The sequence below is a fragment of the uncultured Maribacter sp. genome (assembly GCF_963977385.1).
GTDB lineage: Bacteria > Bacteroidota > Bacteroidia > Flavobacteriales > Flavobacteriaceae > Maribacter.
On sequence record NZ_CAXBOU010000002.1, the window covers coordinates 257,300 to 280,727 of the forward strand.

General features: G+C 33.4%; 23 protein-coding genes. 19 read left to right on the forward strand and 4 right to left on the reverse strand.

Annotation, left to right across the window (positions count from 1 at the left end):
• Position 1: 1 nt before the first annotated feature.
• The 7 genes from AAC084_RS04490 (at position 2) to AAC084_RS04520 (ending at position 6,840) form a co-directional block, all read left to right on the forward strand.
• A complete protein-coding gene (locus AAC084_RS04490) occupies positions 2-391 on the forward strand; it encodes a thioesterase family protein (protein ID WP_339837474.1) in 390 nt (129 codons plus the stop codon).
• 26 nt (positions 392-417) lie between these two features.
• Positions 418-1,962: a hypothetical protein gene (locus tag AAC084_RS04495; protein WP_339837476.1), complete on the forward strand. Its 1,545-nt coding sequence runs from the start codon at positions 418-420 to the stop codon at positions 1,960-1,962.
• Between the two features lie 144 nt (positions 1,963-2,106).
• Complete coding sequence (locus AAC084_RS04500) at positions 2,107-2,838, forward strand: LytTR family DNA-binding domain-containing protein (RefSeq protein ID WP_339837479.1); 732 nt, start codon at positions 2,107-2,109, stop codon at positions 2,836-2,838.
• A 138-nt stretch (positions 2,839-2,976) separates the two neighbouring features.
• Positions 2,977-3,156: a hypothetical protein gene (locus AAC084_RS04505; RefSeq protein WP_339837481.1), complete on the forward strand. Its 180-nt coding sequence runs from the start codon at positions 2,977-2,979 to the stop codon at positions 3,154-3,156.
• 92 nt (positions 3,157-3,248) lie between these two features.
• Positions 3,249-5,345 (forward strand): tetratricopeptide repeat protein, encoded by a 2,097-nt coding sequence (locus tag AAC084_RS04510; RefSeq protein WP_339837484.1) that lies wholly within the window; start codon positions 3,249-3,251, stop codon positions 5,343-5,345.
• Between the two features lie 22 nt (positions 5,346-5,367).
• A complete protein-coding gene (locus AAC084_RS04515; protein ID WP_339837487.1) occupies positions 5,368-6,036 on the forward strand; it encodes a histidine kinase in 669 nt (222 codons plus the stop codon).
• Between the two features lie 159 nt (positions 6,037-6,195).
• The gene (locus tag AAC084_RS04520) at positions 6,196-6,840 is read left to right on the forward strand and encodes a hypothetical protein (RefSeq protein ID WP_339837490.1); all 645 of its coding nucleotides are present in this window, start codon (positions 6,196-6,198) and stop codon (positions 6,838-6,840) included.
• 19 nt (positions 6,841-6,859) lie between these two features.
• Here the strand turns inward: AAC084_RS04520 and glyA are convergent, their stop codons facing one another.
• Positions 6,860-8,134 carry a serine hydroxymethyltransferase gene (glyA, locus tag AAC084_RS04525; RefSeq protein ID WP_339837493.1) on the reverse strand — a complete coding sequence of 425 codons (1,275 nt, stop codon included), beginning with the start codon at positions 8,132-8,134 and terminating at the stop codon, positions 6,860-6,862.
• Positions 8,135-8,382: 248 nt separating this feature from the next.
• On the opposite strand from glyA, the gene AAC084_RS04530 reads away from it, so the two are divergent.
• Positions 8,383-9,567 (forward strand): hypothetical protein, encoded by a 1,185-nt coding sequence (locus tag AAC084_RS04530; RefSeq protein WP_339837496.1) that lies wholly within the window; start codon positions 8,383-8,385, stop codon positions 9,565-9,567.
• 32 nt (positions 9,568-9,599) lie between these two features.
• Here the strand turns inward: AAC084_RS04530 and ytxJ are convergent, their stop codons facing one another.
• On the reverse strand, positions 9,600-9,995 hold the full coding sequence (gene ytxJ, locus AAC084_RS04535) for a bacillithiol system redox-active protein YtxJ (RefSeq protein WP_339837499.1): 396 nt from the start codon (positions 9,993-9,995) through the stop codon (positions 9,600-9,602).
• Positions 9,996-10,153: 158 nt separating this feature from the next.
• On the opposite strand from ytxJ, the gene clpB reads away from it, so the two are divergent.
• Together clpB and AAC084_RS04545 are read left to right on the forward strand one after the other, a co-directional pair.
• Positions 10,154-12,754 (forward strand): ATP-dependent chaperone ClpB, encoded by a 2,601-nt coding sequence (gene clpB / locus AAC084_RS04540; protein ID WP_339837501.1) that lies wholly within the window; start codon positions 10,154-10,156, stop codon positions 12,752-12,754.
• Between the two features lie 110 nt (positions 12,755-12,864).
• Positions 12,865-13,458, forward strand: coding sequence for a TetR/AcrR family transcriptional regulator (locus tag AAC084_RS04545; protein ID WP_339837504.1), 594 nt, complete (start codon positions 12,865-12,867; stop codon positions 13,456-13,458).
• Between the two features lie 68 nt (positions 13,459-13,526).
• On the opposite strand, the gene AAC084_RS04550 is transcribed toward AAC084_RS04545, so the two are convergent.
• A complete protein-coding gene (locus tag AAC084_RS04550; RefSeq protein WP_339837507.1) occupies positions 13,527-15,203 on the reverse strand; it encodes a PorP/SprF family type IX secretion system membrane protein in 1,677 nt (558 codons plus the stop codon).
• Between the two features lie 84 nt (positions 15,204-15,287).
• Between AAC084_RS04550 and AAC084_RS04555 the strand changes: the two genes are divergently transcribed.
• Together AAC084_RS04555 and smpB are read left to right on the forward strand one after the other, a co-directional pair.
• Positions 15,288-15,830 (forward strand): phosphoglycerate mutase family protein, encoded by a 543-nt coding sequence (locus AAC084_RS04555; protein WP_339837510.1) that lies wholly within the window; start codon positions 15,288-15,290, stop codon positions 15,828-15,830.
• A 90-nt stretch (positions 15,831-15,920) separates the two neighbouring features.
• A complete protein-coding gene (gene smpB, locus AAC084_RS04560) occupies positions 15,921-16,382 on the forward strand; it encodes an SsrA-binding protein SmpB (RefSeq protein WP_339837513.1) in 462 nt (153 codons plus the stop codon).
• Here the strand turns inward: smpB and AAC084_RS04565 are convergent, their stop codons facing one another.
• The gene (locus AAC084_RS04565) at positions 16,383-17,024 is read right to left on the reverse strand and encodes a protein-L-isoaspartate(D-aspartate) O-methyltransferase (RefSeq protein WP_339837516.1); all 642 of its coding nucleotides are present in this window, start codon (positions 17,022-17,024) and stop codon (positions 16,383-16,385) included.
• 147 nt (positions 17,025-17,171) lie between these two features.
• On the opposite strand from AAC084_RS04565, the gene AAC084_RS04570 reads away from it, so the two are divergent.
• The 7 genes from AAC084_RS04570 to AAC084_RS04600 are packed head-to-tail and all read left to right on the forward strand — an operon-like array spanning position 17,172 to position 23,373.
• Positions 17,172-18,146, forward strand: a complete 975-nt coding sequence (locus AAC084_RS04570) for a Gfo/Idh/MocA family oxidoreductase (protein WP_339837958.1) — start codon at positions 17,172-17,174, stop codon at positions 18,144-18,146.
• Complete coding sequence (locus tag AAC084_RS04575; protein WP_339837519.1) at positions 18,143-19,033, forward strand: 3-hydroxybutyryl-CoA dehydrogenase; 891 nt, start codon at positions 18,143-18,145, stop codon at positions 19,031-19,033. The genes AAC084_RS04570 and AAC084_RS04575 overlap by 4 nt, the downstream gene beginning before the upstream one ends.
• Positions 19,034-19,057: 24 nt before the next feature.
• Positions 19,058-19,711: a YggS family pyridoxal phosphate-dependent enzyme gene (locus AAC084_RS04580; protein WP_339837523.1), complete on the forward strand. Its 654-nt coding sequence runs from the start codon at positions 19,058-19,060 to the stop codon at positions 19,709-19,711.
• Between the two features lie 41 nt (positions 19,712-19,752).
• Positions 19,753-21,120, forward strand: a complete 1,368-nt coding sequence (locus tag AAC084_RS04585; RefSeq protein ID WP_339837526.1) for an exonuclease domain-containing protein — start codon at positions 19,753-19,755, stop codon at positions 21,118-21,120.
• A 1-nt stretch (position 21,121) separates the two neighbouring features.
• Positions 21,122-21,979, forward strand: a complete 858-nt coding sequence (locus AAC084_RS04590; protein ID WP_339837529.1) for an ion transporter — start codon at positions 21,122-21,124, stop codon at positions 21,977-21,979.
• Positions 21,972-22,892 (forward strand): tRNA (adenosine(37)-N6)-dimethylallyltransferase MiaA, encoded by a 921-nt coding sequence (miaA, locus tag AAC084_RS04595; RefSeq protein WP_339837532.1) that lies wholly within the window; start codon positions 21,972-21,974, stop codon positions 22,890-22,892. Before AAC084_RS04590 ends, miaA begins: the two co-directional genes overlap by 8 nt.
• A complete protein-coding gene (locus AAC084_RS04600) occupies positions 22,885-23,373 on the forward strand; it encodes a gluconokinase (protein ID WP_339837535.1) in 489 nt (162 codons plus the stop codon). The genes miaA and AAC084_RS04600 overlap by 8 nt, the downstream gene beginning before the upstream one ends.
• Positions 23,374-23,428 lie beyond the last annotated feature (55 nt).

The following is a 23,428-nucleotide window of genomic DNA, read 5'->3' on the forward strand; positions in this document are numbered from 1 at the left end:
AATGATAGGATTTCAAAAAGAAATAATTGTTACTGCAGACGATTTAGATGATTTAAACCATGTAAATAATGTACGTTATGTACAATGGATTCAAGATATATCAAAAGAACATTGGCAAGCCAAAGCCTCTCAGCAAATGCAAGATGAAGTCATTTGGGTAGTTCTTAGTCACCATATAGAATATAAAAATGCAGCAGTTCTTAACGACCCTATCACAATTAGCACCTATATAGCGTCAAGCTCTGGTGCAAAATCAGTTAGGGTAGTTGAAATGAAAAATAACATCACTAATAAGTTATTAGTGCGCTCAAGTACCGAATGGTGTTTATTAAATAGTAAAACCTATAGACCCATAAGAATACCAGATGAGATTAAAGAAATTTTTCTTTAACTAACCTCATTTAAAAACCCTTAACTGTGCGTAATCGAATTCTTATCATTTTTTCTATTCTTTTCAGCATCTTGTGGAGTGCTTCGTGCAGAAAAGATTTTGAATACGCACCTAGCGAAGGAAATCTGTCTTTTTCTAAGGATACGGTTTATCTTGACACTGTTTTTTCTTCATTAGGTAGTAGCACTTACACCTTAAAAGTATTTAATGATACTAAAGATGATATCATAATACCTACTATTTCATTAAAGAATGGTTCTAATAGCTATTATAGATTAAATGTCGATGGTGTTGCCGGCAAAGAGTTCAGTAATGTCCCTATCTACGCTCAGGATAGTCTTTTCGTTTTAATTGAAACTACCATAGAAATCACTGATAATTCGGTAAAAGAACTATTATATACCGATGCTATTCAATTTGATAAAGAGCCCTTTCAACAATCTATAGAACTGGTAACACTGGCAAAGGATGCCATATTCTTATACCCTAATGGTAATTCAGCTATTGAAACCGAAACAATAATTTTATATACGGATGAAGCCGGAAACCCTATCGAAGTAGCTGGTTTCGAACTTAAAGATGAAGAGTTGAACTTCACCAATAACAAACCTTATGTTATTTACGGCTATGCTATTATTCCAGATGAAAAAGAATTATTAATTGATGCGGGCGCTCGAGTTCATTTTCACAAGAACTCGGGATTATTAGTAAAAGATGGTGCTAAAATAATAGTAAATGGTGATTTAAGTGAAGATGCTATTTTACTAGAAAACCAAGTCATTTTTGAGGGAGACAGACTTGAACCTGAATTTGCAGAAATACCTGGTCAATGGGGAGCGTTGTGGATCAGTAATGGCAGCACCAACAATACTATTAACCATCTTACCATTAAAAATGCGGAAATTGGCGTATTTGTTGAGGGATCAACAGTTGGCGACGAAAATACTTTACGTCTTGAAAATAGCAAGATATATAATAATAGTAGATATAATTTATGGGCAAAAAATGCTAAAGTAGAAGCTACAAACTTAATTTTAGGTAGTGCTGGTAGCTCCTCTCTATTGATAGAAAATGGAGGAAACTATGCATTTACACACGCAACAATAGCAAATTACTGGAATAAAGGGTTCCGATCTAATGCCGCATTACAAATGAAAAACAATGCCATTAACAACCCAGACAATGGTTTTGATTTAGTAAAAGCAGAATTCAAAAATTGCATCATTGATGGTAATAACCAAAATGAGATGAGTTTAAAACCTAATACTCAAAATACTTTCAATTTTAATTTTTTAAACTGCTTCATTAAATACTCACAAAATGAATCGTCTACAGTTACTGTTAATTTGTATGATTTTACCAATACTGAGTTATATTCATACATTATACTTAATGGCGAAATAGATTATTTTCTGCCTTCTAAAAATGATTTTAGAATTGGTTTAGAGTCAGTTGTTAGAAGCAAGGGAGATTTGAATACTGCAAATAGTAGTCCTCTAGACATTGTTGGTACACAAAGAATACCATTGCCAGATTTAGGTGCATTTCAAGCCACAGAGAAGGGATTTTAACCATATTAGATTTATAAATGAAAGATTTTTCTCTCACAAGCCCCATAAACAGGCATTATATAAAAGAGTCCTCCATTTTTATAAGGACATTCTTGGCGAGAGTTATTTTGTCTATGTCTAATTTCGTAGTATACAGTTTATTTATTGAATTATACATATACCATAATTGATTCAGATGCCGTTTCAAATTTGCAATTACATGCATTTTTGGATGATTATGGCGACTTTGAATGTATAAATACTACCAACAACTCTTCTGATGGATTAAACGATATTCTGAAATATACTCCAGATATTGTTTTCATTAATCTGAATAACGATTATGAATCTATTTTTCTAATGGTGATGGAAATTCATCAATATACCACACAACTTCCTATATTAATTGGTATAGCTTCCACTAAGAATTATGCTTACGATGCTATCAAAAATGGTTTTTTTGATTATTGGCTACAGCCGTATAATGAATTTGATATTCGCAAATCATTATTAAAGCTTAGAAAAAGAATGCCAAAAGAAAAAGCACCAGCTACTTTGTGCTTAAAGTCATATAATGATTTTCAATATTTGAACACAAATGATATTTTATATTTAAAAGCTGACAATAACACTTCTGAGTTTTATATGAAAGATGGCACGGTAATAAATGCCTACAAGACACTAAAAACCTTCGAAAATTCGTTACCAGATAACTTTATGCGTATTCATCAAAGTTATATTGTAAATACAGACTACGTATCCCGAATAAACTTTGGCAAATCTATATGCGCTTTAAAACGGGTAAATGAACAATTACCATTCTCTAAAACATATCGAGAGAATATGAATAACCTCAAAAATATTCTCTCAAAAAATACGCTTACTTCACTAAATTAAAGAATTCTCTCACAATTAGGTCATATACTAGCAGAACTGGGTCATTCACTTAAGGCTCGTAAAAGCGTATTCTCTTCTGTCAAAACAATATTACTTTGGTAGTGTAATAAACAAAGAACCCCTAAAAACACAGAGAACATGAAAAAAGTAACAAGTATTTTAGCAGTAGCAGTAATGACATTAGGAATGGCAACAGCCGTAATTCAAAATACAGATAGTGAATTTGATTTCTTGAACGATATTTCTAAAGCACTTGCATGCGATGATTGTTCTACCAGCGACCCAAGAGGTGGAAGACCTATAGGTAAAATCGCATAATATTATAAAAAATATATTACAAAAAAGCTTTTAACATTAATGTTAAAAGCTTTTTTTTTATACCTTGGTTTTCTATCTCCAAATAATTTTTTTTGAGTAAATACTATTTTTCAATATTAGTACTATTTCTAATTTTTTTTAGTTGTTCAAAAACTAAGACTAAACAAGTAATAATAATACCTATTACTGCTAAAAATGATAGCGTTCAAATATTAATTGAGGAGAGTAAAAACCCCAAGTCTACTGAACTACAAAAAACAACGGTTTTAAACAATGCCTTTTACTATGCATTGAAAAGCCCCTCCGACTCTTTAAAAGCACAATATTTTTCTAAGCTTTCAGAAAATTTATATGAAACCGGAGATAGTACATTATTTCGAAAAGTAAATAAACTAGCTATCTCACTAAACCAAAAACAAAACGACTCCTTATCGATAGGAAATAGGTATTGGGATTTAGCGCTTTTTTTTAAAAAATATTCTGTAAAGGATAGCGCCTACTATTCATTTTCAGAGGCACAAAAAGTATTTGAAAATATCAAGGAAATACAACTTTCTGGTAGAATGTACTTGTCAATGGCTATAATACAGACAGAAATTAAGGATTATATCGGTAGTGAAAGTACTACAACTAGGGCAATTGAACGTTTTATGTCCTTAAATGATAATTACTATCTACATCTTAGTTATAATATGCTTGGTATTACTTTAGGTGGTTTGGGAGATGTTGAAAAATCACAAGCTTATTACAACGAGGCGTTATATTATTTAAAACAAGATGCTTCTGACAAACCTCTGGAGGCAGCAATTATAAATAATATTGGAGTTGTCTACAGAAATAATAAGCAATACAAAAAAGCCATAGAGAATTTTAAGGCTGTTCTAGCAACAGACAGCCTAAAAATAAAAAACATAGATCTTTATGCCAAAGCATTAAGCAACTTGGCCTCAAGTAAATTGCACGATAAAGACACTTTAGGTGTCAACAATTTATTGCTAGAAGCAATAGAAATTAAAAGTAAAGAAAATATGACCGCCAGTTTGGCATCATCATATTTCAGTTATGCTGAATACGAAGCATATGCTACCGATACATTGGCAGCAATTACACATGCAAAAATAGCTCAAGAGCTATCTGAAAAAAGTCAAAATAATGAACGTTTATTAGAGGTTTGGCCATTTTTAGCAACATTAGAGAAAAAAAATGCTCCTAACTACTTTCAAAAATATATTCAACTTGGAGACAGTCTTCAAAAAGAAGAACGAAAAATACAAAATAAATTTGCCCGTATACGTTTTGAAACTGATGAATTCATTGCCGAGAATGTGGAGTTAGAGAGTGAAAAGGAAGTATTATCTAAGCAGAAACAAATTTGGATCGGTATCGCTATGGGCTTCTTCTTACTCGGTTTAGCTGTATATATTATTATTAATCAGCGCGCTAAAAATCAAAAATTACGTTTCGACCAACAGCAGCAGGCAAATAACCAAGAAATATTCAATTTAATGTTGATGCAGAAACAGAAAGTTGATGAGGTAAAACGTTTAGAGCAGAAAAGAATCTCAGAAGAACTTCATGACGGTGTTTTAGGTAAAATGCTAGGCGCACGTATGGTTTTGACCGGTTTAAATAAACGAGCTACTGAAGAAGCCATAAAAGAAAAATCAAAAGCCCTTGGTTCACTACAAGAAATAGAACATGAAATACGTTCTATTTCGCATGAATTAAGCCACAGTGCCTATCAAAAAATCAACAATTTTACAGACTCTATAGAATCATTATTATCGGCCGGAAATAAGAATGCGAAAATAAAAACAATTTTTAATTTTAATGAAGACGAAACCTGGGATAGTCTAGATGGTATCATCAAAATTAATGTATATCGAATTATTCAAGAGACATTCCAAAATGCTATTAAACACGCCAATTGTACTATATTTGAAATAACATTTTACAGAACCGATGATGTGTTTAATGTGATTATGAATGATAATGGTCGTGGTTTTAATATAAATAAGGAGAAAAAAGGAATAGGTATTAGAAATATAACATCGAGAATAAACAAACTAAATGGTACGTATCACGTAGATTCGAGCGAGGGAAATGGAACTACCATTTCACTAGAAATACCAGTTAATAAGGATTTGATTAATTCTCCTGATAATAATATGCAACTTAAAAACGTTTAGTACATTACTATTGAATATAAATATGAATACTGTAAGAATATTAGCGGTAGATGATCATGAAATGACCACTTTGGGGTATAAATATATTCTTGAAGATTCTGATTTTACCAATTTTAATGTAAAAGTTGAAATAGCCAAAAGCTTTGAAAAAGGAAAAAGCAAGATTGAATTATCTAAGCGAGCTATACCTTATGATATTATTCTTTTGGATATTCAGTTATTCTCGCCTGAGTCTAAAGACCCAAGAACAGGTATTGATTTAGGACTTGTTGCTAGAAATGAAGTTCCTAAGTCAAAGATTGTTTTTATGTCCTCATATAGTGACAATTATAGAATCAATAATATTTTTAAAACGGTAAATCCGGATGGATACATGGTGAAATCTGAGATAGATGAAATGTCTCTTAAAACCATGGTAGAAACCATTTCCAGTAATTCTCCGTATTACACAGCCAGTGCTTTGGCAGCAATTAGACGTAGAATGGCTAATGATATAGTTATCGACGAACAAGACCAAAAAATTCTTTTCCATCTCTCACAAGGTATACACACCAGAGATATTGCGCCATTAATTGGTTCAGCGAATACTACTGTCGAAGCAAGAAAAAGACAATTAAAAGCACTCTTCGATATTAAAAATGGAAATGATTTAGCTTTAATTAATGAAGCTAAAAACCGTGGATTTCTATAATCAAAATAATATTTTTTAATTCACTGAAAATCAATTAGTTAAAAAAATATATATTGTTTTATAATAATATCCTCCAAAATTCTAAGGATTTACTAAGGTCAAATAAAAGCGGTTAAAAGTATCTTTATAAAAGAAAGAATATTTTTAACACTAGCCTGTATGCCTTTTAATATTGACGATTTTTTAAAAAATTCATTATTAAACTTAGATTATACCAAGGAAATTACTGGTATAGATGATTTTCTAAAATCTCTAGAATTTCATTATTTCTCTACTATTAAGCTAAAAAGCAAGAGCTGTAATTTAAAGTCTATTCACTTAGTTTTAGAGGTGAATTGTAATTTAGATTTGTTAGAATTATTATCTCATTTTAATACAGGTAGATGGGGTAGAAGCGATAAGAGCACCTCTCCTTTACAGCAAAATTTAAAACTATTAAATTCAAAAAATAGTTATAATCTCGATATTGAAGAATTGACAATATTCTTAAATGATACTAATATTGTAATTAAACGTATCTATAATAATAGTATATCATCACAGTTTAATGATATTTTAAAGCAAATTGCTTGTAATTACGTGTTTTTGACTAAAGGCTTAACTCAAAAACCTTATGAGCTTTTCATTCCCATTTTTGAAGATAGTATTGAGGATTTCGAATTTGAAAATGACCAAGTAAATATACTTCCAAAATCATATTATGAATTTTGGGGCATCTACTTAGATAAAGATGACGAAGCTTCTATTTTTGATGTACAGAGAAATACTTACGTTTGTGGTGATTTAGAATTCTTATCAGAATAAAAAAACAACTCTCTAATGCTTATGCATTAAATATTGCTCTTGTATTCATCATTGCATTCACTTTACCTTTTACATCTTTTATAATCGTATCGTTCTCTGGGTTTGTTATAACTTGATCAATAAAATCTACAACTTTTTCCATATCGCTTTCAACCAAACCTCTAGTTGTAATTGCGGCAGTTCCAAAACGAATTCCCGAGGTTACAAATGGTGATTTATCATCAAAAGGCACCATATTCTTATTTGCTGTAATATCAGCAAGAACCAAAGCTTTCTCAGCATCCTTACCTGAAATATCCTTATTTCTTAAGTCAATAAGCATCATGTGATTATCTGTACCACCAGATATAATATCATATCCTCTTCTTACAAATGCCTTCGCCATAGCATCGGCATTTTTCTTTACCTGTAAAATATATGAGCCAAAAGAATCAGTTAAGGCTTCACCGAATGCAATTGCCTTACCAGCTATAACATGCTCTAAAGGACCTCCTTGATTTCCTGGAAATACGGCCAAATCTAATAAAGCAGACATCTTTCTCAAATTTCCATTTTTTAATTTAATACCAAATGGATTTTCGAAATCTGACCCCATCAATATTAATCCACCCCTTGGTCCTCTTAAAGTTTTATGCGTTGTAGTCGTTACAATATGACAATGTGGAATAGGATTATTCAAAAGACCTTTTGCAATTAAACCGGCTGGGTGTGAAATATCAGCAAGTAAGATAGCATTTACACTATCTGCAATTTTACGGAAACGTTCAAAATCCATATCCCTAGAATATGCAGAAGCACCGGCAATTATTAATTTAGGCTGTTCTTTCGTTGCAATTTCTTGAATTTTGTCATAATCTAATCTACCTGTTGCTTTATCTACACCATAAAACACAGGATTATATAATCTACCTGAGAAATTTACTGGAGAACCATGCGTTAGGTGTCCTCCATGAGATAAATCGAAGCCTAAAATCTTATCTCCAGGTTTTAAACATGCATGATAAACAGCGGCATTAGCTTGCGATCCAGAATGCGGCTGTACGTTCGCATAAGCTGCACCAAAAAGCTCCTTAGCTCTATCAATAGCCAATTGCTCAACCTTATCAACAACTTCACAACCACCATAATAACGCTTACCTGGGTAGCCTTCAGCATATTTATTGGTAAGAACAGACCCCTGTGCTTCCATTACCTGCGGACTAGTAAAATTTTCAGAAGCGATTAATTCAATTCCGTTAATCTGACGTTGTCTCTCTTCTTCGATAAGATTAAAAATCGTGGTGTCGCGTTGCATGTTGCTTTTTCTTTTAAATAAGATGCAAAAATACAAATAAGTGTACTTAATGATATAAAAAAAATGAACAAACACTTAACTTATTTATTAAGATAAGTTAATAACTACCCCTTGATTACACCAAGGAAATAGAAATATAATATGCACCTTATCGAAAATATACTATTCCTTATCCCTATACGTTATGGTAAAAGCCTTTTATGGCACGGCTGTTGAAATAGCTATATTAAATTCTAAAAATAATAGACATGAAAAAATTTCTACTATTTAGTATTATTGGTCTACTACTTTCTTGTAGTGGCGTTAAGAAAACACAGGAAGCTCTTAATTCTGGTAATTATATGACTGCTATTAACAAAGCCGTTATTAACATTGCTGAGAATAAGACAAAAAAAAGCAATCAAACGTACATCGTACTTCTTGAGGAAGGTTATCGTAAAAATACCGAAAGGGAACTTCAGCATATTAAATTCCTTAAAAAAGATGGTAACCCTGCTAATTTTGAAGAGATTTTCAATACCTACGACCGATTAAAATCTGTTCAGGAAAGTATTCGTCCATTACTACCTTTATATATTCAAGATGAAAACAGAAAGGCACAATTCAGTTTTAAAAATTATGACGATGAAATAATTGCAGCCAAGTTAGATTTATCTAAGTACTTATATACCAAAGCAACGACTTTATTAGAGGATGCTTTATATAAATCTGATTATAGAAACGCTTATACCGATTTAAATTATTTACAGGAACTGAATCCTAATTACAAAAATGTTGTAGCAAAAATTGAGGAAGCTTACCAAAAGGGATTAGATTATGTTATTGTAGAAATGACAAACAATACCGATAAGGTAATTCCTAGAAGATTAGAGGACGAACTATTAAATTTAAACACGTACGGATTAAATAACAATTGGACAGAATATCACACGAATAGAATTCAAAATCAAATCTATGATTACCAAATGGAGGTTTCTTTTCAGGATATCAACATATCTCCTGAACAAATAAGTGAGAAACAAATTAGTAAGGAGCGTCAAATTAAAGATGGCTATACTTTTGTTGAAGATCGTAATGGCAATGTAGTATCTGATAGTTTGGGCAACAGCATTAAAATTGACAAGTTTAAAACCGTTAAATGCGATTTCTATCAGTTTACTCAATTTAAAAGTGCTCAAGTAACTGGAGTTGTAAATTTTATAGATTTAAAAAAGCAACAAAAAATTAATCAATATCCGCTAACTAGTCAATTTGTATTCGAGCATGTGTATGCCAACTACGATGGCGACAAAAGAGCTTTAGACAATAATCTAGTTTCTCTTTTGCAATTGGCGAGAGTTCCATTCCCCAGCAACGAACAGATGGTATATGATGCCGGTGAAGATTTAAAAAATAATCTCAAGAATATCTTGAATAATCAAAGTTTTAACTAAAAAAAAAGCCCCGTGAAAACGGGGCTTTTTTTTTATACAAATTGTTCTAGCTTAATATCAGATATAGCGCCATGCGAATCATGTATGACCACTACCCCATTTTTTATTATTAATAATTGTGGAGATTGATGCATAACACCAAAAAAAGAAGCTACTTCATGAGACACATCTCTATTCGCTAACAAGTCCAGAAAATAGAAATCCATTTGTCCTTCTTCTAAAGCATACCCACTTTTAAACATATTCAACACCATTCTACTAATACCACAAGATGTAGAATGCTTAAAAATAACCTGTGGCCGTGTATTAGATTTATTCTTGATTTCATCTAATTGAGCAATCGCATTCAAAGATATCCAAGGAATTTCAGAAACTCCCTTTCCCTCATTGTCTTTAGAACCTCCAAATATTCCACTAAATATTCCCATAAATTTTGTAATTTAATATATCCATTCAAAAAACGTACCGACTGACTAATTGTCAGTAAAATTACGTGAATTCAAGCCATTTTGGCTTGTGCTTATAATTGGTAAGATTCTTGAATATTAAGAATCAAAAGTATTACAATTAACTAAAACCACAGAAAATGAATATAAATAATTTTACTATAAAATCACAAGAGGCTATTCAACAGGCCCAGCAGATTGCCCAAAATATGGGCCATCAGCAAATAGAAAATGAACATGTTTTTAAAGCACTTACAGAGGTTGAAGAAAATGTTATGCCCTTTTTACTTAAAAAACTAGGTGTAAATTTCAATTTGGTGCAGCAAATATTAGAAAAAGAACTTACAAGTTTTCCGAAAGTTGAAGGTGGAGATTTGCAGTTCTCAAGAGAGGCCGGCAAAACTCTAAATGAAGCAAGTAGTATTGCCAAAAATATGGGCGATGAGTTTGTTTCCCTTGAACATTTATTTTTGGCTATATTAAATTCGAAAAGTAAAATAGCCCAAATATTAAAAGACCAAGGGGTTACAGAAAAACATCTTAAAGCAGCCATAGAGGAGTTACGCAAGGGTGATAAAGTAACTTCACAAAGTGCAGAAGAAACATATAATTCTTTACAGAAATATGCCAAAAATCTTAATGAACTTGCCGATAGCGGTAAATTAGACCCAGTAATTGGTAGAGATGAGGAAATTAGAAGAATTCTTCAAATATTATCTAGAAGAACCAAAAATAATCCAATTTTAGTTGGTGAACCTGGCGTTGGTAAAACCGCAATAGTAGAAGGTCTTGCCCACAGAATTATACAAGGTGATATCCCTGAAAATCTTAAAGATAAGGTCATTTACTCCTTGGATATGGGTGCTTTGATTGCAGGCGCTAAATACAAAGGTGAATTTGAAGAAAGGCTAAAATCAGTTATTAAGGAAGTTGTCAGTGCTGATGGAAACATTATTCTTTTCATAGATGAGATTCACACCCTTATTGGTGCCGGCGGCGGACAAGGAGCAATGGATGCTGCCAATATTTTAAAACCAGCATTAGCGAGAGGCGAACTAAGATCTATCGGTGCAACTACCTTAGATGAATATCAAAAATATTTTGAGAAGGATAAAGCATTAGAAAGAAGATTTCAAAAGGTCGTAGTTGATCAGCCAGATACAGAAAGTGCAATATCTATTCTTAGAGGTATTAAAGAGAAGTATGAAGCTCACCACAAGGTGCGCATTAAAGACGAAGCCGTTATAGCTGCTGTAGAATTATCTCAGCGATATATTACCAATAGGTTCTTACCCGATAAGGCAATTGACCTAATGGATGAGGCTGCCTCTAAACTTAGAATGGAAATAAATTCTAAACCTGAGGAACTGGATGTTCTTGACCGTAAGATCATGCAGCTAGAAATTGAGATTGAAGCAATTAAAAGAGAAGACGATAAGCAGAAGCTTAAAATCTTAAACTTAGACCTTGCTAATGTAAAAGAGGAGCGTAATGAGATTTATGCACAGTGGGAAAGCGAAAAAACAGTTGTTGACAATATTCAGCAAACTAAATTGGATATTGAAAATTTTAAAACTGAAGCTGAACGTGCAGAACGTAATGGTGACTACGGCAAAGTAGCAGAAATTAGATATGGAAAAATTAAGGAAGCGCAAGAGAATCTAACCAAATTACAAGATGATTTAGCTGCGCAACAACATTCTGGTACTCTAATAAAAGAAGAGGTTACAAGCGAAGATATTGCAGAAGTAGTAGCAAAATGGACCGGTGTACCTGTAACCAAAATGTTACAAAGTGAGCGCGAAAAATTATTGAAACTTGAGGACGTCCTTCACAAACGAGTGGTTGGCCAAGAAGAAGCTATTCAAGCAGTTTCAGATGCTATTCGTAGAAGCAGAGCAGGGTTACAAGATGCAAAAAAACCAATAGGCTCCTTCTTATTTCTAGGTACTACAGGTGTTGGTAAAACCGAGTTAGCCAAAACGCTTGCCGCCTATTTATTTGATGATGAAAATGCCATGACTCGTATAGATATGAGTGAGTATCAGGAGAGACATGCAGTGAGTAGATTAGTAGGTGCACCTCCAGGATACGTTGGTTACGATGAAGGTGGTCAATTAACTGAAGCGGTTAGAAGAAGACCTTATTCAGTAGTGTTATTAGATGAAATAGAAAAGGCGCATCCAGATACGTTCAATATTTTGTTGCAGGTTTTAGATGAAGGCAGACTGACCGATAATAAAGGTAGAGTTGCCGACTTTAAGAATACCATCATCATTATGACCAGTAACATGGGTAGTCAGATTATACAGGATACGTTTGAAAATTCAAAAGATATTCCTGCAGCAACTGAAACCGCTAGGGAAGAAGTTCTTGGTTTATTGAAGAAAACGGTACGTCCAGAATTTATAAATAGAATTGATGATATTGTTATGTTTACTCCTTTAACCAAAAATAATATTAAGGAAATCGTAAGACTTCAATTGGAATCTTTAAAGAAAATGCTAGATAAGCAACAAATAACTTTAGAGGCTACCGAAGAAGCTATAGATTATTTGGCTGAAAAAGGATATGACCCTCAATTTGGAGCTAGGCCGGTAAAACGGACTATTCAAAAAGAAGTTCTGAACAATATGTCTAAATCACTTTTAAGTGGTGAGATAAAAGCTGATAGTGTTGTATTGCTAGATGCCTTTGACAATGCTTTAGTTTTCAGAAATCAAGAAGATATTATGGTATAATATCTTAAAATTGCAGAAAAGCGTTCTTATTTTTAATAAGGACGCTTTTTTTTATCAACAATATATACCATTCAGTATAGATTTTTTATATTCGCATAAAACAGTCTTACATGTCTACTAAAGCCGAAAGAACTACCGCTTATATTATTGAGACTGTTGCTCCTGTGTTCAATAAGCATGGCTACGTTGGTACAAGCATGAGCGATTTAACCGATGCCACCAATCTTACTAAGGGTGCCTTATACGGTAATTTCGAAAACAAAGAGGCATTAGCTTTATCTGCTTTCGAATATAATCGCAATCTTCTCTTAAATGCTATCGACGAGCATTTGTCCATAGAAGGTAAGGCGATGGATAGAATCGAAAACCTTATTGAATTCTATAAAAAATACGACATATTCACAATGACCATGGGTGGTTGCCCTATTTTAAATGTAGGTATCGATGCACAGCACAATAATCGCCTGTTAGCTGCTGCTGCTAAAGAAACCATAAAAGAGATTGAAGGTAAAATTGCATTAATATTTGAAAGTGGCATTAATAATGGAGAGTTCAAACTACCGGTAACGCCATTACAATTTTCCAAACAATTATTTACGATTATACAGGGTTCTATAGCTATGGCTACCCTTACCAAAGACCGTAAATATCTTTTAAATACGGTTACTTATTTAGATGTTCTTATCAAGAGAGAACTTAAGTAAACTTTTATCTACTTATTTCTACTATAGTAAGACAATATATTACTTAAGCTTATCTAGATATTTTCTCGCTATTCACCAGTTACTCTAAATATCCAAATTTTCTCTTTGTATTTACCACCAAGGTTTGAATCTCTTACTTCTCTAGCTTCTTTAATAGAATTGTATTTAGCTAGATATACATAATTGTATTTATTTTTAGCTCTATAGAACGATTTAGCATCAATGCCTTTTTTCTTCATATCTACTAGAAAAGCATCTAAGTACTTTTTAGTTCCAAAGACATTTGCTATCAAATAATAACCAGGTGCTAATGATCCTTCTTTAGCAACCTCTTCATACCTTTCGCCAGCCTTTGGCTTTACCACTTCATTACGCGCAGTAAATTCCGCCTTTTGCTTCTCAGCTTCAGCTAAAAGAGCCTTACTCTGGGCAATTGAATCTTGTCTTTGTTTTTGAATCAGCGCTATCGCTTCTGACTCTTTCTTCATAACAGCAGCTATAGAATCTTGCTTTCTCTGCCGCTCTAATGCTTTAGAAGCCGCCAATGCTTGCTCTACTTTTGCAGTAGCAATAGAATCACGTCTTTTTCTTAAATCCCTCTTAGATTCGGTTACAGCAACATCTGCTTGCCTTGAAATGTTATTTATAGAGTCCTTTGCTTTTTTAGCTTCTATTAGCGCCAATCGTTCTTGTTTTTTCGCTTCTCGCCTTATAGCTATTTTTTCTTCCTTAGTTAATGCTTCTTCGACTAATCCTTCTTTCTCCTCCAGTTTTGATGCTAATTCCTCTTTATTCTTATTTTCCTTTGCTGCAATTAATTGCTCTTCCAACTTTTCTTCAGGAGTTTCTAATGTGCCTAGTTTGTACGAAGTCACAAATTCAAATGTCGGATCTTGCCCTTTTAAATCTGAACTAGTGCCTACTTCAATTAATGCTCCAATGGATAACCTTTTAAAGAAACGACCTCCTACTCCACCAGAAAAACCGTAAAAGCTATTATATCCTCCTTGTGCCCAATACTTATTTGTAGTAAGTAATGCTGTTAAACCAACTTGGTTATCTAAACCCGGTATGGTCTTATAATACAGTGATGGTCTTAAAACGGAACTATCATCCGTACTTAGTATAGCTATAGGAAAATCATAACTAGCCAATGCCAAAAACATACGATCATCAGGACTAGTATTACGCTCGTTGGCACTAAAATTATAATCAAATAAATTCTCTGAAACTAATCCAAGATTAAATCTGTCAATATTCAAATTAAAACCAGGTGCCATTTGTATTATAAAATCATTGGAAATAGAAGTTTGAATCGGGTTTGGAACAAAAAAGCGTTCATCGGCAAGCTTTTGTTGAAAGGCAAATAAATTTAGTCCGACCCCTAAAAACACTTTTTCGCTTAATTCAATATTATAAGCATAATTTAAAGTTGCTCCTGTATTTAAAAAAATACCTGTATTATTTTGAAAAAATCCAACTCCTGCAGCTGAGACCTCATTTAACCTCGCAGTATAATTTAAAAACAATGATGTTGGGTCTGCATCATAGGACTGCCACTGCCATCTGGCCCAAAAGGCAACGGAAGATGGATTATTTCGATCCAGACTATAAGCAGGGTTTATTAGACTCCCGTTATATTCAGTAAGATTTTGCTGCCTGAAATCACTAGGCAGAACAACTTCTTGAGCCTTAAGACCAAGAACTACAAAACCAATAAGAAGCGCCCCACAAAATTTTTTCATATGCAAAAAAACAAAAATTAGACTATTTATAGTACTATTTTGAAGTAATTTTAGTTATTAATTGAATACATCAAACATATTTTCATGAAAGCTATAAAATTTGTTCTTTTTACATGCCTAATATTCAGTTTTTCTTGTAAAGATGAGGTTGTTGTTAATACTTCGCAAGATCAACCATCTGTTTCTACATTTTATTTGATTAGACATGCGGAAAAATTTAGAGGTAATGTTGATGATAATGATCCCGAACTAAATCAAAAAGGCTTGGGAAGAGCAATGCATTGGGCAGAAATATTAGTGGACGTTGATTTAGATGCTATTTATTCTACTGATTACAATAGAACTGCTATGACTGCAGCCCCAACATCAGTAAAGAAAAATATTGATGTTCAGTATTACGACCCTTCAACTATAGATATCGCACAATTTAAAACCGACAATCTTAATAAAAATGTATTAATAGTAGGCCATAGCAATACTACCCCAGAGTTTGTCAATAAACTAATTGATGAAGAAACGTATTCTGATATTGATGATGGCGAGAATGGAATTTTATTTATTGTTCAGATTGTAAACGGAAGACCTACTGTAAATAAGTTAATTTTCAACTGTAACTGTCCTGATTAATACTTAACGTAATCAATAGTTTTTACAACCATTTGCAAATAGTTCTAAAAGTTTAAGACATTCATTGAATTGTTCTTACTTTTGTCATCGATGCAAAACACTATCAACATAAAGAATAAAAAAGCTCGTTTTGAATATGAGCTAATGGATAAATTTACGGCCGGTATCGTTTTAGCTGGTACTGAAATTAAAGCCATAAGAGAAGGTCGTGCATCTATTACAGAGAGTTTTTGTGAATTTAATGATAGAGATGAACTTTTTGTAATTAATATGCAGATTGATGAATATTCGCATGCATCTCACTTCAACCACAAACCTAAGGCTGAACGAAAATTACTTTTACAAAGAAGAGAACTTAAAAAATTAAGCAAAGAGGTTAAAACTTCAGGTTTAACTATTGTTCCTCTTCGTGTGTTCATCAACGAGAGAGGTCTGGCCAAAATGCAAATAGCTTTAGCAAAAGGTAAAAAGCTTTTCGACAAAAGAGACTCAATTAAAGATCGCGATAACAAGCGTGACCTTGCCCGTGTAAAAAAGAATTTCAACAATTAACTAATTCTTGTTTTCCAATAAAGGTACAAATCGAAAAGACCCATACTCTGTCTTTGAAAATTCTCTTTCCGTAGTACGTACAAATAAAGTCATAATTTGTTCTTCAAAACCTATAGGAATTACGAGCCTACCCCCTACTTTTAATTGTGAAAGCAGTGCTTTTGGAACTTCAGGAGCACCTGCGGTGACAATAATACGGTCGAATGGTGCCTGTTCTGGCAACCCTTTATAACCATCTCCGAAAATAAGTTTCTTAGGTCGGTACCCCATCTTCTTGAAAAAGATATTAGTTTTCTTAAACAACTCTAGCTGTCGTTCAATGGTATAGACCTTAACTTTTAACTTTAAAAGAATGGCGGTTTGGTATCCACTACCTGTACCGATTTCTAAAACTTCCTGTCCCTCTTCCAACTGTAATAATTCAGTTTGAAATGCTACTGTAAATGGGTGAGAAATAGTTTGATTTGCACCTATAGGAAATGCTTTGTTTTGGTAAGCGTGACCCTCAAAACTACTATCCATAAACAAATGTCGTGGTATTTCCCGAACGGCGTCGAGTACCTTTTTATCGACAATTCCTTTGTCAATTAGTAATTGCGCTAAATGATTGCGCATGCCTCTGTGCTTAAAGGTATCTTTCAATAGTAGTCGGTTTGACTTTCAAAGTTAGCAAAGATCTTGCTATGATGGAAGAACCTATTTAAAACTTAGTCCGATAATTACTAAAATTGAAATAAGCCATAGGATAAAACTACATAACTATGTGTATTTTTGAACAAAACGAAACAAATGCTAAAAGTTGGTGTTTTAGGAGCTGGACATCTAGGTAAAATCCACCTCAGACTTCTAAACGAATCGAAAAAATATGAACTCATAGGATTTCATGATGCAGACAGCTCTAATGGAGCTAAAGTAAGTGCAGATTTTGGTTATACTTATTTTAAAAATCTCGATGATTTAATAGATGCTGTAGACGTTGTAGATATCGTAACCCCTACGCTGTCTCATTATGAATGTGCAAAAAAATCTATTGAGAAAGGCAAGCATATTTTTATAGAAAAGCCAATAACTCATACCTTAGAAGAAGCGACATCTTTACTCGCTTTAGAGGCTAAACACGGTATAAAAGGACAGGTTGGTCATGTTGAACGGTTCAACCCTGCATTTACCGCAGTAAAACATGCCATAAAACAACCCATGTTTATAGAAAGTCATCGTTTGGCGGAATTTAACCCAAGAGGCACTGATGTACCGGTTGTTTTAGATTTAATGATTCATGATATCGATGCCATTTTAAGTGTTGTTAATTCTGAAGTAAAACAAGTAAATGCAAGTGGAGTTTCAGTAATAAGTCAATCGCCAGATATTGCAAATGCTAGGTTAGAATTTGAAAATGGTTGTGTTGCAAATTTAACCGCTAGTAGAATTTCATTAAAGAATATGAGAAAATCACGTTTCTTTCAAAAAGACGCCTATATCTCTGTAGATTTCCTTGAAAAGAAAGTGGAAGTGGTGAAAATGAAAGATGCACCAAAAGAACCTGGTGATTTTGATATGATTTTACAAAATGCGGAAGGAATCAAAAAACAGATATACTTTGAAAATCCTTCGATTGAGACCAACAATGCCATTTTAGATGAGCTAGAATCTTTTGCTGACGCTATAACCAATAATACAACACCAGTGGTCAGTTTAAAGCAGGGAACACAGGCTCTTAAGGTAGCTTTGCAAATTATTGCGGCATTTAACCCAAAGAACATATGAAAAAAATTGCTGTAATAGGAGCAGGAACAATGGGTAACGGGATAGCCCATGTCTTCGCTAAAAATGGATTTCAAGTACATTTAATCGATGTTTCAAAAGATGCATTAAATAAAGGAATTGCCACTATTGGCAATAACTTGGAAAGAATGTTGGCAAAGGATAAAATAACATCTTCCGATAGAGATAATACCCTTGCAAATATCAATCAGTTTACTGATTTAAAATTAGGTGTTTCAGGTACAGATTTAGTTATTGAAGCTGCCACTGAAAATATTTCTATTAAATTGAATATTTTCAAGGATTTGGATGCCATATGCGACCCTAATACAATTTTAGCTTCAAACACATCATCCATTTCAATAACTCAAATAGCAGCGACTACCAATAGACCAGAAAAGGTTATTGGCATGCATTTCATGAATCCTGTACCAATAATGACCTTAGTAGAAATTATACGCGGTTACAGCACTTCAGACGCTACTACCAAAACGATAATGGAGCTTTCCAAAAAATTAGGAAAAACTCCTACTGAGGTTAACGATTATCCAGGTTTTGTTGCAAATAGGATATTAATGCCCATGATTAATGAGGCAATAGAAACTTTACATCACGGTGTTGCAGGTGTTCAGGAAATAGACACGGTTATGAAATTAGGCATGGCTCACCCCATGGGACCTTTGCAGTTGGCTGATTTCATAGGCTTAGATGTTTGTCTTTCGATTTTAAATGTGATGCATGATGGATTTAAAAATGCGAAATATGCACCTTCACCCCTATTAGTCAATATGGTTATGGCCGGTAAAAAAGGTATTAAGTCCGGAGAAGGTTTTTATGATTATTCCGAAAATAAAAAAGCAGAAAAAGTATCAAGTCAATTTATAAATTAGAATTTTCCAAAAACTAAATAGAATATGTCCATTAAGGAAAATCTTACTTCCATTCTAAGTACACTACCTGAATCTGTCACCTTGGTTGCCGTTTCTAAAACAAAGCCCATTTCAGACCTTCAACAAGTATACGATGAAGGCCAACGCATTTTTGGAGAAAACAGAGTGCAAGAAATGACAGAGAAATGGGAAAAAATGCCAAAAGACATAGAATGGCATATGATTGGCCACCTTCAACGAAATAAGGTTAAATATATGGCTGAATATGTTTCCTTGATACATGGTGTTGACAGCCCTAGATTATTGGCAGAAATAAATAAGCAAGCTGAAAAATGCAATAGAACCATTTCTTGTCTTTTACAGGTGCACATTGCAGAAGAAGATACTAAGTTTGGTTTTGATGAAAATGAATTACTTGCTTTGGTAGAAAATGAAGAATTCAAAGCATATAAACATGTGAAAATTATAGGTTTAATGGGCATGGCAACCTTTACCGAAGATACGAATCAGGTTCGTCGAGAATTTAAGAGTCTAAAATCATTATACACTAAATTAGAAAAGAATTACCCTGATTTCACTACGTTATCAATGGGTATGAGCAGTGATTATAAAATAGCTATGGAAGAAGGTAGCACGATGGTACGTATAGGAAGTAGTATCTTCGGAACACGAAATTAACCCACAGAATTACCACTACTTAATAAATCAGATTTTACTAGATGTACGCGATTTTAGATATTGAAACCACAGGCGGAAAATTTAATGAAGAAGGTATTACCGAAATTGCTATTCATAAATTTGATGGTCAAAAAGTAGTTGACAAGTTCATTAGTCTAGTAAATCCTGAGAAGGAAATTCAACCTTTTGTAGTAAAACTTACAGGCATCAATAGCAAAATGCTACAGACCGCACCTAAATTTTACGAGGTTGCAAAACGAATTATTGAAATTACGGAAGACACTGTTTTAGTAGCCCATAATGCTCAATTCGACTACAGAATATTACGAACAGAATTTAGACGTCTAGGATATAATTTTGAACGAAAGACTTTGTGTACCGTTGATCTGTCAAAATTGTTATTGCCTGACGCAGAATCTTATAGCTTAGGCAAATTGGTTCGGTCATTAGGTATTCCGGTAAGTGATCGCCATAGAGCAAATGGTGATGCGTTAGCGACAGTGAAGCTATTCAAGCTTTTACTGGTTAAAGATTCTGAAAAAATAATTATTAAAGACACCATTAGAAAAGAAACCCAAGGTGAGCTTTCTGAGAAGCAACTTGATATCGTACGAGAATTACCTAATAAAACAGGCCTCTTTTATATGCATAATAAAGACGGTGATATTATCTATCTCAGTAAAAGTACAGATATAAAGAAAAGGGTAAATCAACTTTTTACCAAAAGTGGCGATAAATCGAGAAAGTTAGCCAAAGACACCAAAAAAGTTACTTTTGAACTTACAGGAAACGAGCTTGTGGCTATTCTTAAAGAACATGAAGAATTATTAAAGCTTCGGCCTAAATATAGCATCATTCCTAAAAAAAGAATGTATAGCCATGCGTTATGTAAAACCGAAAATGAAAACGGATACTTTTCATTGGCAATAAAACCTTACCGTGAATGTACAGAACCTTTGGCTATCTTTAATGGCGTATTTAGTGCTAAGAACTATTTATTTAAAATCACCAAGGAGTTTGGGCTGTGTGAAAAACTTAATGGTATCAGCGAGGCTCGCAACAACTGCTCTGGTTATGAAGATGGCAGCTGTAAAGGGGCATGTATAAATAAGGAAGACCAGAAAGAATATAATGAACGTGTAATTGCTGCAACCTCACAAAATAGCATAAAGAGTACAAATGTTTTATTACTTGATAAGGGACGTGAAATTGGCGAACAAAGTGCAATTTTAATTAAAAATGGGTCTCTAGTTGGTTTTGGTTTTTACGATCTTAATTATCAAATAAATAATATTCATATATTGGAAACCTTAATTACCCCTATGAACGGTACTAGAGACGCCAATTATCTTATAGAATCGTATTTAAGAAAAAAGAGAGTCCATAAAATTGTAGAATTAAAAGAATAAGTTGAAAGAGGAAGACAAATTATCGCCTTGGAAAAATAAGCTTCATGAAATTATTTATGAAGCAGACACCCCCATGGGTAAATTCTTTGATATTATTCTTTTCGTTATTATCATATTCAGTGTTATTTTAATAATGCTTGAAAGCGTAAAAGCTATTGATGCCGAGTATCATGAGATATTGTTTGTGCTAGAATGGGTGGTAACTATATTCTTCACTATTGAATATATTGCTCGGGTAATTTGTATTAAAAAACCAAGCCATTATATTTTCAGCTTTTATGGTATCATAGATTTTCTATCAACCATACCTTTATATATATCCTACATTTTTGCAGGTTCACAAGTATTATTAGCCGTTCGTGCATTTAGACTGCTAAGAGTGTTTCGTATATTAAAGTTAGCTCGATTCTTAGGAGAGGCTTCTCAATTAAAAAGAGCTCTTAAGGCGAGCAGAGCAAAAATTACGGTTTTTCTTTTCGCTGTATTGATTGCATCTGTTATGATGGGAACACTTATGTACTTAATTGAAGGTGACGAAGCTGGTTTCACCAGTATACCTACAAGTATTTATTGGACAATTGTGACCTTAACCACTGTTGGGTATGGTGACATTGCACCAATTACTCCACAAGGTCAAGCTATCGCCACTATTATTATGCTAATAGGTTATGGTATAATAGCCGTACCAACCGGCATGGTTACCGCTGAATTTGCCAGACAAACCAAAAGCAAGTCTGGTGAAGATAATTCCAATAGATATGTTCATGTAAACACTCAATCTTGCCCTACTTGTAGTAAAGAAGGTCATAGAGATGATGCAACCCATTGTTATAACTGCGGATCAATTTTAAATGAATAAAATACTAATTTCTGTTGTAGGCCCGACCGCGATCGGTAAAACTAAACTCGCTATTTTATTAGCTGAATATTATAATACCGAAATAATTTCAGCTGATTCTAGGCAGTTTTTTAAAGAAATGAATATTGGAACTGCGGTACCAAGTAACCATGAATTAAACTTGGCTAACCATCATTTTATTCAACACAAAAGTATCACTGAATCATATTCTGTTGGTGATTTTGAGAGTGAAGCTATTGATAAAATATCAACGCTCTTTAAAACCAAGGATGTCGTAATTATGGCGGGTGGTAGTGGACTCTATGTAAATGCCATTACTGACGGGTTAAATTCTTTCCCTACAATTGATACTGGTATTCGAGAAGGTTTAAACGCAGAATTAACCAAACATGGAATTAAGTTTCTACAGGATAAATTAGAAAGAATAGACCCTGTCTATTTTAATAAAGTAGACATTCACAATCCTCAGCGTGTCATTAGAGCTCTTGAAGTAAGTATTGGCAGTGGTAAGCCCTACTCTTCATTCATCGATCAACCCAAGGCTGAAAGAAGTTTCAAGATTTTGACGGTTGGTTTAAAAGCAGATAGAGCTTTCATATATGACCGTATCAACAAACGAGTTGATGTAATGATGAAGGCAGGTTTACTTGAAGAAGCCAAAAACGTGCTACCTTTCAGAAATTATAATGCCTTACAAACCGTTGGTTATAAAGAACTTTTCAACTATTTTGATGAAGAATGGACATTAGAATTTGCTATTTCAGAAATAAAGAAAAATACTAGAAGATTCGCTAAAAGACAACTTACTTGGTTTCTTAGAAATAAACACACAATATGGTTTGATTATGAATATGAACAAAACCATATTTTAAACGAAATCAATAGTGAAATTTTAAAATTAAAAAATGGCTAAATCACAAGTCTTATTTGTCATGGGCGTTTCCGGTAGTGGAAAATCAACCGTTGGCAAACTACTGTCTGAGAAATTAAATTTTCCGTTTTTTGACGGGGACAGTTTTCACCCTGAAGCCAATATTAAGAAAATGAGCGAAGGAAAACCTTTGAATGATGATGACCGCCAAGGTTGGTTAGAGCGCTTGAATGAGGTGGCAATTGAAAACACACCAACTGGTGCCGTAATTGTTTGTTCAGCGCTAAAAGAACGGTATAGGACAATCTTAGGCGATAATTTAAAAGGTCAACATCAATTTATCTATTTGGATGGAAGTTTTGAACTAATCAATAAGCGTTTAAGCGAGCGAAAGAATCATTATATGCCTAAGGGGCTTTTAAAATCTCAATTTGATACCTTGGAAGTACCAACTGATGTGCTTACGGTTTCAATTGACCAGTCACCCACTGAAATTGTAGACGAAATCATCAAAAAGCTTTAAAGCTAAAAAAGCATCCCAAATGGGATGCTTTTTTTAATATAAATTTTATTGAGAT